Annotated in this window: 12 protein-coding genes; 7 read left to right on the forward strand and 5 right to left on the reverse strand. The window is 71.8% G+C overall.

Annotated elements, in window-relative coordinates:
- Positions 1-90: 90 nt before the first annotated feature.
- The 3 genes from ACWFRU_RS16410 to ACWFRU_RS16420 are packed head-to-tail and all read left to right on the forward strand — an operon-like array spanning position 91 to position 5,448.
- Entirely contained in the window at positions 91-2,307 is a 2,217-nt protein-coding gene (locus ACWFRU_RS16410) for an MMPL family transporter (RefSeq protein ID WP_453687432.1), read from the forward strand.
- 52 nt (positions 2,308-2,359) lie between these two features.
- Positions 2,360-4,711 carry a LuxR C-terminal-related transcriptional regulator gene (locus ACWFRU_RS16415; RefSeq protein ID WP_453687434.1) on the forward strand — a complete coding sequence of 784 codons (2,352 nt, stop codon included), beginning with the start codon at positions 2,360-2,362 and terminating at the stop codon, positions 4,709-4,711.
- Positions 4,708-5,448 carry a 4'-phosphopantetheinyl transferase family protein gene (locus tag ACWFRU_RS16420; protein WP_453687436.1) on the forward strand — a complete coding sequence of 247 codons (741 nt, stop codon included), beginning with the start codon at positions 4,708-4,710 and terminating at the stop codon, positions 5,446-5,448. Before ACWFRU_RS16415 ends, ACWFRU_RS16420 begins: the two co-directional genes overlap by 4 nt.
- A 70-nt stretch (positions 5,449-5,518) precedes the next feature.
- Here the strand turns inward: ACWFRU_RS16420 and ACWFRU_RS16425 are convergent, their stop codons facing one another.
- From ACWFRU_RS16425 to ACWFRU_RS16445, 5 genes are all read right to left on the reverse strand, one after another.
- Positions 5,519-6,013 (reverse strand): hypothetical protein, encoded by a 495-nt coding sequence (locus tag ACWFRU_RS16425; RefSeq protein ID WP_453687437.1) that lies wholly within the window; start codon positions 6,011-6,013, stop codon positions 5,519-5,521.
- An 81-nt stretch (positions 6,014-6,094) separates the two neighbouring features.
- Entirely contained in the window at positions 6,095-7,291 is a 1,197-nt protein-coding gene (locus tag ACWFRU_RS16430; RefSeq protein ID WP_453687439.1) for an FAD-dependent oxidoreductase, read from the reverse strand.
- A 122-nt stretch (positions 7,292-7,413) separates the two neighbouring features.
- Positions 7,414-8,439, reverse strand: a complete 1,026-nt coding sequence (locus tag ACWFRU_RS16435) for a 3-oxoacyl-ACP synthase III family protein (protein WP_453687441.1) — start codon at positions 8,437-8,439, stop codon at positions 7,414-7,416.
- Entirely contained in the window at positions 8,436-9,116 is a 681-nt protein-coding gene (locus ACWFRU_RS16440) for an SRPBCC family protein (protein ID WP_453687443.1), read from the reverse strand. The genes ACWFRU_RS16435 and ACWFRU_RS16440 overlap by 4 nt, the downstream gene beginning before the upstream one ends.
- A complete protein-coding gene (locus ACWFRU_RS16445) occupies positions 9,113-10,897 on the reverse strand; it encodes a thiamine pyrophosphate-binding protein (RefSeq protein ID WP_453687445.1) in 1,785 nt (594 codons plus the stop codon). Before ACWFRU_RS16445 ends, ACWFRU_RS16440 begins: the two co-directional genes overlap by 4 nt.
- A 206-nt stretch (positions 10,898-11,103) precedes the next feature.
- On the opposite strand from ACWFRU_RS16445, the gene ACWFRU_RS16450 reads away from it, so the two are divergent.
- Genes ACWFRU_RS16450 through ACWFRU_RS16465 form a run of 4 tightly spaced genes read left to right on the forward strand, consistent with a single transcriptional unit; the run spans position 11,104 to position 14,580 of the window.
- Positions 11,104-11,352 carry an acyl carrier protein gene (locus ACWFRU_RS16450; protein WP_363209012.1) on the forward strand — a complete coding sequence of 83 codons (249 nt, stop codon included), beginning with the start codon at positions 11,104-11,106 and terminating at the stop codon, positions 11,350-11,352.
- On the forward strand, positions 11,349-12,242 hold the full coding sequence (locus tag ACWFRU_RS16455) for a class I SAM-dependent methyltransferase (RefSeq protein WP_453687447.1): 894 nt from the start codon (positions 11,349-11,351) through the stop codon (positions 12,240-12,242). The genes ACWFRU_RS16450 and ACWFRU_RS16455 overlap by 4 nt, the downstream gene beginning before the upstream one ends.
- 2 nt (positions 12,243-12,244) lie before the next feature.
- Complete coding sequence (locus ACWFRU_RS16460) at positions 12,245-13,570, forward strand: NAD(P)/FAD-dependent oxidoreductase (RefSeq protein ID WP_453687449.1); 1,326 nt, start codon at positions 12,245-12,247, stop codon at positions 13,568-13,570.
- A complete protein-coding gene (locus ACWFRU_RS16465; protein ID WP_453687451.1) occupies positions 13,567-14,580 on the forward strand; it encodes an SDR family oxidoreductase in 1,014 nt (337 codons plus the stop codon). The genes ACWFRU_RS16460 and ACWFRU_RS16465 overlap by 4 nt, the downstream gene beginning before the upstream one ends.

A 14,580-nucleotide genomic window follows, 5' to 3' on the forward strand; every position in this document is an offset into this window, starting at 1 on the left:
AGCGGCGGCGCACCCGACCGGCGGAGGCCGGTCCCACCCCCCGGCGCCGGCCTCCGCCCCCGTACCACCGAACCTCGAAGGTGATCTCGCATGTTCTCTGCCCTGGGCTCCGCCCTCCACGCGAAGCGGAGGCTGACCCTGTACGTGGTCATCGGCCTCGCCGTGCTCTCAGCCCTCTTCGGCGGCACCCTGCAGAGCAAGGTGACCAACGGCCTCGCCGACTACGACGACCCGACCGGATCGCACACCGTGGCCCGCGAGGTCATCCAGGAAGCCACCGGCATCGACGCCCAGCAGGGGTACGCGCTCCTCATCCGCACGGATGAGGCCATCGACCCCGGCGGGACGCAGCCCGAGGCGGTGACGGCGGGCATCGCGCTCCTGAAGGAGCGGCCCGAGGTGAAGCGGGTCGTCGACTACAAGTCGGCCGGTGACCCGGCCCTCATCTCCGAGGACTCGCGCTCCACCGTCCTGATCGGCGCGGTCAGGCCGATGAAGGACAAGGAGACCAAGGACGCCGAGAAGGCGTTGCAGAAGGCGATCGACGCCGACCCCGCGCTGCGCGGCCACGCCCACCTCGGCGGGCCGACCATCGGCATGGTCCAGGTCGGCGAGGTCACCACCAAGGACCTCTCGATGGCCGAGGGCATCGCCCTGCCGGTCGTCCTCGTCCTGCTCTTCCTGGTCTTCCGTGGCCTGGTCGCGGCGCTGCTCCCGGTCATCGGCGCGGTCTTCACGCTGCTGCTCACCATGGCGGGCCTGCGCCTGGTCACCCTCTTCGACAACGTCTCCACCGGGGCGCTCAACCTGGCCTTCGCGCTCGCGCTCGGCCTCGCCGTCGACTTCGGGCTGCTGATCGTCTCCCGTTACCGCGACGAGCTCGCGCGGCACGGGGCCGGGGCGCTCGCGCTGCGCCGCACCATGGAGACCGCGGGACGCACCGTGCTCTTCAGCGGTCTCACCGTGGCCGCCGCGCTCGCGGCGCTGCTCGTCTTCCCGCAGCCGTACCTCCAGTCCATGGGCATGGCGGGCGTGATCACGTCGCTGGCCGCCGTGCTGTTCGCGCTGCTCGCCCTGCCCGCCGTGCTCGCGCTGCTCGGCGACCGCGTCAACTCCTGGGCCCCGCGGCGCTGGCAGCGCGTCACGCAGGCGGCGGGGACCGAGGGCGCCGGCGACCCGGCCGTCAGGCGCTGGCGGCGGATCGCGCAGCTGGTGATGCGCAGGCCCGTGATCGTCGCGATCGCCGCCACCGCGATCCTGCTCGCCCTCGCGTCGCCGGTGCTCGGCATCCGCTTCACCGGCGCCGACGCGTCGGCGCTGCCCACCAGCATCAGCGCCGGCAAGGTCTCGGCCGCCATGCAGGACGACTTCGCCGCACCCGCCACCTCGCCGCTGCGCGTCGTCGCCGACACCACCGACGGAGGCAAGCTGGACGCGTACGCGAAGAAGATCGCGGAGGTGCCCGGCGTCGAGGCGGTCGCGAAGCCGGTACGCCTGGACGCCACGCACTGGGAGATCGACGCCGTCCTCGAAGGACAGCCGCTGGGCACGGTCGCCAAGGACGCCGCCGACGAGGTCAGATCGCTCGACGCGCCCACGCACGTACGGTTCACCGGGCAGACCGCCGACTTCCTCTCGCAGAAGGACGGCATCCGTGACCGCCTTCCGCTCGCCATCGGCGTCCTGGCCATGGTGACCCTGCTGCTGCTCTTCGCCTTCACCGGCTCGGTCGTCCTGCCGTTCAAGGCGCTCCTGATGAACACCCTCTCCACCGGGGCCGCGCTCGGCTTCCTCGTCTGGGTCTTCCAAAACGGGAACCTCGGCTTCGACGCGGTGAGCGGCATCGAGTCCACCACTCCGGTGCTGGTCTTCGTGCTCGCCTTCGGACTGTCCACCGACTACAACGTCTTCCTGCTCGGCCGGATCAAGGAGGCGCGGGCGGCCGGACTCGACGACCGCGCCGCGGTGGCCGAGGGCCTGGCCCGCACCGGACGCATCGTGACGTCGGCCGCGCTGCTGTTCTGCGTGGCAGTGGGCGCGCTCGCGCTCTCGCGCCTGGTCTTCGTCAAGGAGCTGGGGCTCGGCACCGCCTTCGCGGTGATCCTCGACGCCACGGTCGTCCGCGCGCTCCTGGTGCCCGCCCTGATGACGCTGCTCGGCGGCGCCAACTGGTGGGCGCCGAAGCCGCTGCGCCGACTGCACTCCGCGCTGCGGCTCGACCGCATGGAGACCTCGGAGGAGGAGAGCGCGCGCACGGATTCAGGGGCCGCGCAGAGCGGGCGCGAAGAGGTGGTGAGCAGGGCCTGAACCAAGGACTCACCGGCTGGGGTTGCGGGGAACCACACAAGGGAGAGCGGACATGTTTGCACCAGAGCGGGAGTACGAGGTCGTGATCCCGGCGGTGGCGGGGGGCGGCGGTGTGGCGGCGGAAGCGGAAACCGACCGCCTGATGGGCCACGGCTTCGGGGTGATCCGTGGACGGGAGGGCGAACTCGCCCTTTTGGAGCGGCTGTTGGCCCAGCCACAAGAACGCCTGATCACGCTGACCGGGCCGGCCGGAGTGGGCAAGAGCCATATGGCCCACGCGGCACTGATCGCGCGGACCCGGGCCGGGGGCGCGCCCCTGCTCTGGACGGACCTCGCCGAATCGGCCGGGGCCGCGGCGGTCTGGTCGAGTGTCGGCGTCGACACGGCCAGGGCCGCCGCCGCACGGATCGGCACGCGCCAGACGCTGCTCGTCCTCGACAACTGCGACCCGGTGGCCGCGCGGGTGGCCCTGGACATCTCCGCCCTGCTCAGGGCCTGCCCACGGCTGAAGATCCTGGTCACCAGCCGGGTCTCCCTGGACATCCGGGCCGAACGCGTCCTGGTGACGGAGCCGCTGCCCACGGGTGTCGGCTCACCGGCCGAGGAGCTCTTCACCGATCACGTGAGCCCTCGTTACCGCGCGGGACTCGACGGCGCGCAGGCGCAGTCGGCGGTGACGGAGCTGTGCCGGGAGCTCGACGGCATCCCCCTGGCGATCGAGCTGGCGGCGGAGGCCGTCGGCACCGAGGGACCCCAGGCCGTCCTGGACAGGCTGGGCAGGGGCGAGCCCATCGGCAGGCGCAGGCTCCGGGACGCGTCGGCCCGGCACGACGGCATCAGCAGCGCCCTCGGCTGGGCCACCCAGGCGCTGAGCCCCGCCGATCGTGAACTCCTCGCCACGCTTGCGGTGTTCGAGGCGCCGCTCGGCCTCGCGGAGGTGCGCCGGGCGGCCGGTGCGGGCCAGGCGGACGCCGTGGCCGGCATCGAGTCCCTGGTTCACCAGAGCCTGCTGCTCACCGGGCGCGGCCCGGACGGCGAGCCGGAGTTCCGGCTGCCGCGCATGGCGCGCGCCCACTACCACCAGGCACTCGCGGCCGATCCGGACGCGCTGGCCCGGGCCCTCGACCAGCACGCGGCGCACTGCGCGGCCTTCGCCGCCGTGCTCGCGGACGGGCTGCGCTCGGGGCGCGACATGGGCCAGCTCCTCGCGGCCGTCGAAGCGAGGCTGCCCGACCTGCGCAAGGCCACGGGGCACCTGCGTGCGCGCGGTGATCACGCGGGGGTGCTGCGCATGCTGACCGCGCTGGAGGGCCCGTTGCTCGGCCACGGGCTCGACCTCGACGCGGCGGACGCCATGGAGACCTCCGCCGCCGCGTGCGCCGACGGCGCGCTGGCCGCCGAGGCGCTGATGGCCGTGGCCCGCTGGGCGCTCGGCCGGGACGAGCGGCAGCGTGCGGAGGCCGTGCTCGACCGGGCGGCCGTCGCCGCCGCCGAACTCCCCGCGGTCCGGGCGCGGGTGGCGGCACACACCGGGGAGCTGCTGCGCCGCAAGGGCGAGACGGCGGGCGCGGCCGCGCTGCTCGAATCCGCGCTGAGGGAACTCGACGCCGTGGGCGATGTGTACGGCGCGGCCCTGGCCCGCCGGTCGCAGTCGCTCCTGCGCGCCGGACACGGCGACCCGGACGCGGAACGCCCGGCGCTCCAGGCGCTGGCGGAACTGCCGTGCACACCGGTCGAGTTGGAACCCGGGGCCGCTGAGTTCTGGCGGGACCCGTGGTCACCGGTCGTGGTCCGTGCCGCCCTGCTCAACGCGCTCGCCCGGGTGCGCCGGCTGCTCGGCCGCTGCCCGGAGGCGTACGTGAACGTGCGTGAGTCGATCCGGCTCCTGATGGGCACCAGCGGCCCAGCGGAGGCGGCCGAGGCCCTGGAGACGATGGTGATCGTCGCCGTGGGGCCGGGGAACGAGGAGCACCGGGAGGCGCTCGCCCAGGTCCTCGCCCACGCCGAGGCCCTGCGCCGGCAGCACGCGCTGGTCTCCGAGGAGGGCGTCGCGCTGCGGGCCGTGGCCGACCGGCTGCACCAGGGCTTCGATCCCGCCGCACTGCGCAGGCTGCGGCTGGAGGCCCGCCAGGTCTCGCCGCACAGCGCCCTGATCGCGGGCCTGTTCGCGCCCGCCCCCAAGGAGGAACGCCCCTCGCGGGCCGGGCCCGCCGCCCCGCACGGGCTCACGCCACGGCAGCACGAGGTCGCGCTGCTCGTCGCCGAGGGAATGACCAACCGGCAGATCGGCAGGCAGCTCGGCATCTCGGAGTGGACGGTGACCAACCATCTGCGCGTGGTGATGCAGAAGCTGGACTGCGGCTCACGGGTGCACGTCGTACGCGCGATCCAGCAGGCCGGATGATGAGCGGGGCCGGGCGCGCGGGCGTCCACATCTGGGCCGGTCAGGTGCCGGACACGGCGGCCGAGCGGGACGTGGCGCTCCTGGACGAGAGGGAGAGGTGGCGCTTCGACGCCTTCGGGGACGAGGTGGCGGGGGCCCGGTACGCGGGCGCCCGAGCGGCGATCCGGCGCACGGTCGCGCGCTGGCACGGCGTCGAACCGGCGGCGGTGCGCTGGGGCGTCGCGCGCTGTCCGGGCTGCGGGAGTCAGGACCACGGCCCGCCGTACGTCCGCCTGCCGCGCTCCGAGTGGCGGTCGAGCGTGTCGCGCTCCGGGGAGTGGTGGATGCTCGCCCTGTCGTACGGGGCGCCCGTGGGCGTCGACCTGGAGCGCCGGAGCGCCCCCGAGGCCGAGGCGGTGGTCCGCCGCGCGCTCACGCCGGAGGAACGGGCCCACGTCGAGGCCGCCGGGGAGGGCGCGGAGCGGGACGACGCCCTGATGCGCTGCTGGGTGCGGAAGGAGGCGGTGGTCAAGGCCTGGGGGGTCGGCCTCGGGACGGACCTCGCCGGGGTGGCGGTGCGGCCGTGGCAGGAGTCGGCGGTCGTGGAGCGGACGGGCCGGGGCGGCGCGGAGCGCTGGGCGGTTGTCGAGGTGGGCGTGGGGGAGGCGTGCGTGGCGGCGCTGGCCCGCCCCGCCGACGTCACGGCCCCGGTGGTGGTGCACGGACCCGACGGCGGGCGGACAGCCGCGGGGGCCTGACTGTGCGCACAGTCAGGCCCCCGGGATGTGTCACGTGCATCAAAGGACGCGCGCCCGCATCAGAACTGCATCAGAAGACGATCGGCCCCGGCGTCTGCTTCGAGACGGCCTTGCAGGTGTTGGTGCTGCCGAGGATGTTGAGGCTCAGCGAGGAGTCGCCGGAGCCCGCGGCCGGGATGTACGAGTCGAGGCTGTCGCCCGCGGACACCGCACCGGTCAGCGCGCCGATGGTCACCGGCTGCCCGGCGGCGGCCGCGTCGTTGGCCGTGCCGGTGAAGTCCACCGTGCCGCCCCCGGCGCGCTCGAGACGCAACGTGGCGGTGATCGAGTTCGCCGGGATGTCGACCGGGGCCAGACCGCCGCTGGTGGAGATCTTGACGGAGCCGACGCCGTCCGCGGCCGAGGCCTCGATCGTCAGGTCGGATACGCCGTAGCTGCCGCAGTCGTACGACGCCGTCACCGTCTGGGACGCGGTGGGGGCCGCGACGGAGGGGGCGGCGAGCGCTATCTCGCCCGCGAACAGGGCGGCGGTGACCACGGTGCTGGCCTTGAGAATGTGACGCACAGTCAGTTTCCTTCTGTTGGGGGTTGTTCTGCCGTTACTGCAGGGGTGTTCGGCAGACGGACGGCCGACGGGCCGCCCGGGTCATAGGGGGTGGCGCTCGGCCACCGGGATGCGCACGGTCGGCGGATGCCAGTCGGCGATTCCGTCGAAGCCGCGCAGGAGCAGGCCGGGGACGGCCCTCGAAGCGGCCCTGAAGACGGCGTCGCGCGTGGCGACGGCCGCCCGGGAACGCAGCGACGTCAGCTTCAGGATGCGTTCGGCGCGGCGCACCATCGCGGTCGTACGCGGCCTGCGGTCGTGGTCGTACGCGGCGAGCGCGGCGAGCGGATCCGAGCCCGGCACGGCGTGGTGGGCGAGGACGACGCCGTCCTCGATCGCCATGTTGGCGCCCTGCCCCAGGGTCGGCACCATGGCGTGCGCGGCGTCCCCGAGCAGCGTGGTGCGCCCCCGGTGGAACGAGCCGAGCGGCACGGCCATGTGATGCACGTCGTGGCGCAGGATGTCGGGCTCGTCGACCGATCCGAGCAGGGTCGGCACGGGGTCGTGCCAGTGGCCGAAGAGCCTGCCGAGTTCGGCCTTCTCGCCGTCGGGGGAGCGGCCGCCCTCCTCGGTCGCGGCGCAGGCGTAGATGAACACGCTGTCCGGGTCCCGGACCAGGCTGCCCCAGACGAGGCCGCCGCCCCACGACTCGTGCGGCACGAAGCCGGGGCCCGGCATCGGAGCGAGGATGCGCCACACGGTCCAGCCGCCGTAGGCGGAGCCGGGGTGGCCGGGGAAGAGGATGGCGCGCGTCTTGGAGTGCACGCCGTCGGCGGCGACGACGAGATCCGCCTCGTACACCCCCTGCGGGCTGCTGACGTGTGCCTTGCGGCCGGCCGATCCCGCGTCCGTGAGGTAGGCCGCCTCGCCGGTGCGCAGGACACCTTCGGGCAGCCGGTCGACGATCAGGTCGACCAGGTCGCTGCGGCGCAGGACCACCAGGGGGCCGCCGAACCGGGCGGCGACGGCCGAGCTGTGGGTGCGGGTCAGCGGGCGGCCCCGCGGATCGCACATCAGGCCGTCGCCCTGCCATGCCGCGAGGGCGGTGACCTCGGCGCCGAGGTCGAGGGCGGCGAGTGCGCGCTGTGCGTTGGGGGCCAGGGTCAGGGCGGCCCCGATCGGGGCCAGGGTGGGGGCGCGTTCCAGGACGGTGATGTCCCAGCCGCGTCGGTGCAGGGCGAGGGCGGTGGTCAGGCCACCGATGCCGGCACCGATGACGACGGCTTTGGGGCGGGTCATGGACTCTCCTTGTGAGTCAGGCGAGTTGCCGTGATCTGCGGGGAGGACCGCGTGTTCCGCGGAAGGGCCGCGTGATCTGCGGGAGGACCGGGGGCGGCGCGAACCGCCCCCGGGCCCGTGGGTCACCCCCGCGCACCTCCCGCCCGCCAGTGCACGGCGGCGGCTCCCGCGAAGTCCCCTGCGTGGGCGAAGCCGGCCAGCATCAGCAGGCTGCCGTCCTCGACCCGGCCCTCGCGGATGCCGTGGTCGAGGGTGATGGGAACGGCCGCGCCGAAGAGGTTCCCGAACCTGTCGAAGGTGTCCAGATGGCGGTCGGGGCCGATGGAGAGCCGCTCCTGCCACTGCTTGAGGAACATCCGGTTGGGCTGGTTGGTGATCAGCAGGTCCAGGTCGTCGGTCTTGAGGTCGAGCGACTCGCAGACCCGGTTCACCACCTCGGGCACCAGACGGTTGCCGCGCTCGACGATGTCGGCGACCTTGTCGGGCGTGAACCCGACGTGCATCTGGCTGGAGCCCGCCTCCCAGTACTTGCGCCCGTCGTGCAGCGCGAGGCCGCAGTCCCGGGTGAACTCGCCGTGGTTGGCGACCTCGATGCCGAGGATCGGTGACTCCTCGGACGCCGCCACATAGGCGGCGCCGCAGCCGTCACCGGGGATGACGGCCTCGGGGAGCCTGCGCACGTCGGGTTGCGTCATCACCGGGCCCGCGCTGTTCTGCACGTTGAAGAGCAGCGCGGACCTGGCCTGGCCCGAGCCGATCAGCGCACGGGCCAGACGCAGCAGATGGACGAAGGACGCACAGCCGCCGTTGTGGGCGTCGAGCACCCAGTCGGCCTTGACGCCGAGCCGGTGCGCGACCTCCGCCCCAGGACCGGTGAACGGCACCTCGGGGAGCAGCGAGTTGGTGATCACCACGTCGACGGCGCGCAGGGCGTCGTCCCCGATCCGGTCCCGCAGGACGAGACCGGCCTTCTCCATCATGTCCGCGGGCGTCTCGTCCCTGGACACCTGGTGCCGGGTGCGCGGCGCCTTGAACATCGTGTGCCCGGCCAGATCGGCCGCGCCCTCCTGATGTTCGAGGAAGTACTCCGTGCCCACCGGTTCCCCGGGCAGGTAGGAGGCGAGCTCCAGCAGACTGACCGTTCTCATGCGCCGGTGCTGCCGTCGCTGCCGTTGCGCAGCTCCAGGATCTTCTTCATGTTGTCGATCTCTATCTGGTGACCGGCGTAGAAGAGGTTCCACATGTCGCCGACCCACGGGCGCTCGGGGCTCGACGCCAGCTCCGGGTGCGGGTTCTTGTCGTAGTACGGGTGACGGCAGTTGGTCCAGATGACCACGGAGCCGGGCTTGTTCAGGACGGTCTGCGCGTCGATGATCCGGTGGATGTAGACCATCCACAGCTCCTCGCCCTGGTCCCAGGCGCACTTCATGTCGACGGTGAGGGCGCGCGGGTCGCCGTCGATCCGAAGGAAGATCTTGGTCTCGTCGTCGAGGAGGGTGTCGCGGCCCTGGTAGAGGCCGGGGGTGTCGGTGGGCGCGAAGTCACGGGTGCTGTAGGTGTACTCGTTCAGGTTGCGCTCGTTGGTGAGGTAGTCGTAGACGGCCTGCGGCGGCGCGTCGATGTACTGGTGGACGGTGACGAACTTCCCGTACACCTCGTCGTACGTGAACGACTCCTTGGTCATCTGCGCGGCCTGCGCGAGGGCCTCCTCGCGGGGCGTGGTCTCCCAGCGGAGCAGCCCGGGGACGTCCTTGAGGTCGGCGGGGATCGGCTCCGGCGCGACGTAGTCGGCGGTGGTGGTGTCCGTGCTCGTGACGGTGGTCATCCTGGTACGACTCCTTGGTTGCTGGGCCGGCTCTTTCCGACGGCCATGGCGTGCTGCTGGAAGGGACGGAACGGAGGCATCTCGGTGGGGTCGGTCTCGACGCAGATCAGTGCGGGCGAGCCGGTGGTCTCGGCGCGGGCGAGCGCGGCGCGCAGCTCGTCCGCTGTCGTGGCGGTCACCGCGTCGAGGCCGGGGAACATCGCGGCGGCGCCTTCGCCGATCCGGGCCGGGCGGAAGAGGTTGTAGGTGTAGTCGCCGGAGTAGAAGAGCTGCTCGCGGGTGTGGCACATGCCGTGCGAGTTGTTGTTGAAGATCACGAAGGTGACGGGAAGACGGTGCTCGACCGCGGTGTGCACCTCCATGCCGTGCATGAAGAACGCCCCGTCTCCGGCGAACACACAGGTGCGTCTGCCGGTCGCGAACGCGGCCCCGATGCCGGCCCCGAAGCTGTGGCCCATGCCGCCCATGCCCATGGCGACGATGAACCGCCCGTCGACGGGCACACCCACGTGGTGGATCACGGTGGCGCCGGTGTTGCCCGCGTCGCTCACCACGGTGGCCCCCGCGGGCAGCGCGGCGCCGACGACCAGCGCGGCGGCACGCATGTCCAGCGGACCCGAGTGCGCGAGTTCGGCGGGAGGCGGTGGCGCCGCCCCGGTCACGGCGGGCGGGCCCTGCTGCCCGGGAACTGCCGAAGCTCCCACCTTCCCGGCCGTCAACTCCTGTGCCAGTACGGCCATTTCGGTGCCCAGAGGCCCGGTGAGGCGCACCAGATCCTCGTGCGGCTCCAGGAACGGCGGCCGTGGGTCGACGCAGACCACCGGCGAACCCTTGAGGTGGTCGTGCAGTCCGGCGCCCGCCATCTGCGGCAGCCGGGTCCCGGCCAGCACCACGGCGGATGCCTGCTCCAGGGCCTCCTGTACGCCCGCGGTGCCGATCACCCCGGCGATGCCCAGGTGACGCGGATCGCGGTCGTCGAAGACGTCCTTGGCGTCCGGGGCCACGGCAACCCGTGCCCCGAGCGCCTCGACGAGCCGGGCGAGCTGGGGCCGTGCGTCCGCCCTGGCCACCGCCTCACCCGCGATCACCACCACGCCCTGGCGCTCCCCGGCCGAGCGCAACAAGGCCACGGCCCGCTCGCGTTCGGCCGCCGTGGAGAGCTCACGGACGGCGACCTCGGGTGGCCCCGGAGCGTCCCAGGCGGGCAGCACGGCCTGCTGCACGTTCTTGGGCAGCAGGAGCACGGCCGGCCCCGGCGCCGCCGGGTCCAGCGCCGCCGCGAGGGCACGCGGCAGCGACTCGGTGATGGACTCCGGGTCCTCGACGCGTACGCAGTGCACGGCGATCTCGCCGAACAGCCGCTCCGCGTCGATGGACCCGGCGAGCCCGCTGGTCTCCTGGAAGGAACCGTGCCCGTCCAGTGAGGTGGGCGGCTGCCCGATCAGGACGAGGGCGGGCACGAAGGAAGCCCTGAGCTCGGCGATCCCGGGGACCAGGTTCATGGCCCCGGCGCCCGAGGTGGCGGCTATCACCGGTATGCGCTGGGAGGCGCGGTGATATCCGTCCGCCATGGTCGCGGCCGAGAACTCGTGCTTGGCGACCACGCCGATCGGGCCGGAGCCCGCACCGGCTCCCGGACCGGATTCCGAACTCGATTCCGCGTGCTGAATCGCATCGTAGAGATCTTCGATATTGGCGCCACCGACTCCGAATACATGCCCGACGTCCTGCCGGCGAAGAAAGTCGACGATGAAGTCGACCACGCGGAATTGGTTTCTCATGGACCGTCCCTCTTTCCAGGCGGTGGTCCAGCCATTGCAGGCCGTGTGGTCCACCGCGGGCAAGTGGCACATCCCTGTCAGCCGGGCCGGGACCCGGTATGGCAGGGATCTGCCATACCGCTCTGTCATGTCCGGGGACGGCGGCCGTAGTTAGGTTCTGGTCAATCGCTCACCGCACATCGCACCGACCGGAAGGAACAACCATCGTGATCACCGTTGAAACCGTCTGCGCCCTCATAGCGAAGAAGCTCGGCAACAAGGCGTCCGGTCTCACGCTCAACGCCGACACGGCCTTCGACTCGGTGGGCCTTTCGAGCCTGCAGATCGCCGACATCGTCTACACCGTCGAGGACGACGCGGAGATCGAGCTCGACCCGAGTCAGGCGGCCAACGTGAAGACCGTCGGTGACCTGGTCAAGCTGGTCGAGTCCACCCAGACCGCGGCCGCCGCATGAGCACCGTCGCCTACCAGGGCGCCACGGCCGAGGCGATCAGGCACCACTACGACGTCTCCAACGACTTCTACGGCCTGTGGCTGGACTCGTCACTCACCTACACCTGTGCCCTGTGGGACGAGTCGGGCGCGGAACTCGAAGGCGTACAGGACGACTTGGAGGCGGCGCAGGCCCGCAAGCTCGACTACCTCATCGAGGGGGCCAGGGCGGCGGGCGCCGGCCGGGTCCTCGACGTGGGCTGCGGCTGGGGAAGTCTCCTCAAGCGCCTCACCGGGATCTACGGCGTCCAGCACGCGACGGGTCTGACCCTCAGCGACAGCCAGGCCGAGCTGGTCAGGGCCTCCGGGATCGCGCGCACCGAGATCCGGGTGGAGAACTGGCTGAACCACGAGCCGACGGAGGGCTACGACGCGATCATCTCGATCGGCGCGTTCGAGCACTTCGCCAAGACGGGTCTGTCCAGGTCCGAACGGATCGCGGCCTACCGCGAGTTCTTCGAGCGCTGCTACGCATGGCTTCCCTCGCGCGGCCGCATCGCCCTGCAGACCAACATCAAGGGCAACAACACCGTGATGGACAAGGCCACCGTGCGTGAGCTCATGTTCATCATCGAGACCATTTTCCCGGAATCGGAGATCCCGGCGCTCTCCGAGGTCATCGAATCCAGCGAAAAGCTCTTCGACGTGGTGTCCCTGCGCAATGACCCGGACCACTACAGCCGCACCTGCGCGGAATGGCTGCGGCGGCTCCAGGAGAACAGGGAAGCGGCCGTACGCATCTCGGGCGAGGACAACGTCGTCAATTACGAGAACTATCTCGGCGCGAGCGTCCGGCACTTCAAGAACCGCCACCTGGGCCTCGCGAGGATCATTCTCGAAAAGGGGCGTTGAGTGTGAGCACCCGAAAGAACGTCGTCTACTGGCACGAGACGGAGTCCGTCACGCCCGAACCCCCGCTGCGGGACGACGTCGACTGTGACGTCGCCATCGTCGGCGGCGGTTACACCGGCCTCTGGGCCGCGCACTTCCTGAAAGAGGCCGAGCCGGCGCTCGACATCCGCATCGTCGAGGCCAAGCACTCCGGCTACGGCGCGTCGGGCCGCGCGGACGGCTTCGTCACCCCGACCATCGGCAAGGACATCCAGGCCCTGGTCGAGGAGTTCGGCACCCGCCGCGCCCTGGAGGCCTCGCAGGCCGTCGGGCGTTCCATCCTGGAGATCGGCCGCTTCACGCGCCGCAACAAGATCGACGCGGAGTACGAGGCCAACGACTACCTGATGGTCGCCACCGACCAGGCCCAGCTGCGCCGCCTGCGCGCGGACCGCGAGCTCGCCACCACCATCGCGGGCCGCGAGCAGCCCGAACTCCTCTCGGGCTCCCAGGCACGGGAGCTGATCGGCTCGCCCGCCATCCTGGGCGCCATGCGCACCGGCGGCGCCCTGGTCAACCCGTTCCGCCTGGCCCGCGGCGTGGCCCGGGTCGTCAAGGAGCGCGGGGTGACCGTCTACGAGAACACCCCGGTCCTGCGCGTGGACCGCGGAGTGCGGCCCACGGTCGTCACCCCCGGCGGCCGGATCACCGCCGACAAGGTGATCATCGCGGCCAACGCGCACCAGTTCACCTTCGAGGCGTTCCGCAACAAGACCGTGCCGATCTGGAGCTACGCGATGGTGAGCGAACCGCTCACCGACGAGCAGCTCGGCCGTATCGCCTGGGAGGGCCGCGAGGGCCTCGTCGAGGCGAAGACCTTCCTGACCTGCGCCCGCTTCACCGCCGACAACCGCCTCATGTGGGCGGGCGGTCCGGCCCTGTACTTCTACGGCCGCGACATGCGCCGGCGGCGCATGAACGAGACGCGGGCCTACCGCGAACTGCACAAGGAGTTCGGCCGGTTCTTCCCCATGTGGCGGGACCTCAAGTTCACCTACACGTACGGCGGCACCGTCGACGTCACCCGTGACTACGCCCCGCACTTCGGGTCACTGCCCGGCGGCAACGTCTTCTACGGATACGGCTTCAACGGCAACGGCATCGCCGCCACGCACACCGGCGGCAAGGTCCTGCGCGACCTCGTGCTCGGCAAGGACTCCGAGTACGCGCGGCTCCTGTACGTGGACGACAAGCACCGCAAGCAGCGCGACTTCCCGCCCGAGCCGTTCCTCTACGTCGGGGCCCGCGCCACCACACGCCTCATGGAGTGGAAGGAGTCCCGGGCATGAGCGAGCGCACCGTACTGCTCACCGGCGCGTCCGGCGTCGTGGGCCGCGCCGTCCTGCAGGAGGCGCCGGGCCGCCCGGTCCGCCTCATCTCCATGGCCAGGCCCGGCGGCGTGGCCCTGCCCGCGGGGACCGAGCACGTGCTCGACGCCGACCTGGCGAAGCCGCGCTTCGGCCTCGACGAGGACAGCTACCGCGCCCTCGTGAGGGACGTGGACACCGTCATCCACTCGGCGGGGCTCACCGAATGGGGGCTGCCCGACGAGCGCTACAAGCCGGTGAACGTGGACGGCACCCGCCGCGTCATCGAGTTCGCCGAACTCTCCGGCGCCACCGTCCACTTCATGAGCACCGCCTTCGTGGCCGCGCTCTCGGCGAGCGCCCCGTACAAGCTCAGTGACACGAACGTCACCACCAACTACGTGCGCTCCAAGCTGCGTTCGGAACAGCTCCTGCGTGACAGCGGGCTGCCGCACACCGTGTTCCGGCCGACCAACCTGATCGGTGACTCACGGACCGGCTGGACCTCGCGCGGCCAGATCGTGCAGCTCATGTCCGACTGGATCTGCCGCGGCCGGGCGCCCTTCATCCCCGTGCACGAGGGCAACCGCATCGACATCGTGCCGCAGGACCTGCTCGCCAAGGCGGTGCTCGCGGCCGTCGAACTGGGCGACACCAGAGGCGAGTTCTGGGTGACGTACGGCGAAGAGGCGATGGACATGGAGGCCGCGATCGACGTGTGCGCCAAGCACGCGGCGGGCCTCGGCCGCACCCTCACCCCGCCCCCGGTCACCGACCCCGACGCCCTGGACCCCGAGGAACTGCGCAGGCTGCCTCCGCTGGCCCGCTCGTACCTCTCCGTCCTGCGGGACGTCAGCGAGGTGACCCGCTGCGGCGGCGGAGTCCTGCCCACGTCGATGCCCGAGCTGCGCGAGCGCTACCAGGTCCCCTTCGTCCACGACACGGACGCCTACCAGCGGACGCTCGAATACGCCTCCACCCACCTCAGCTAG

It is taken from the genome of Streptomyces sp. NPDC055099, assembly GCF_053607685.1.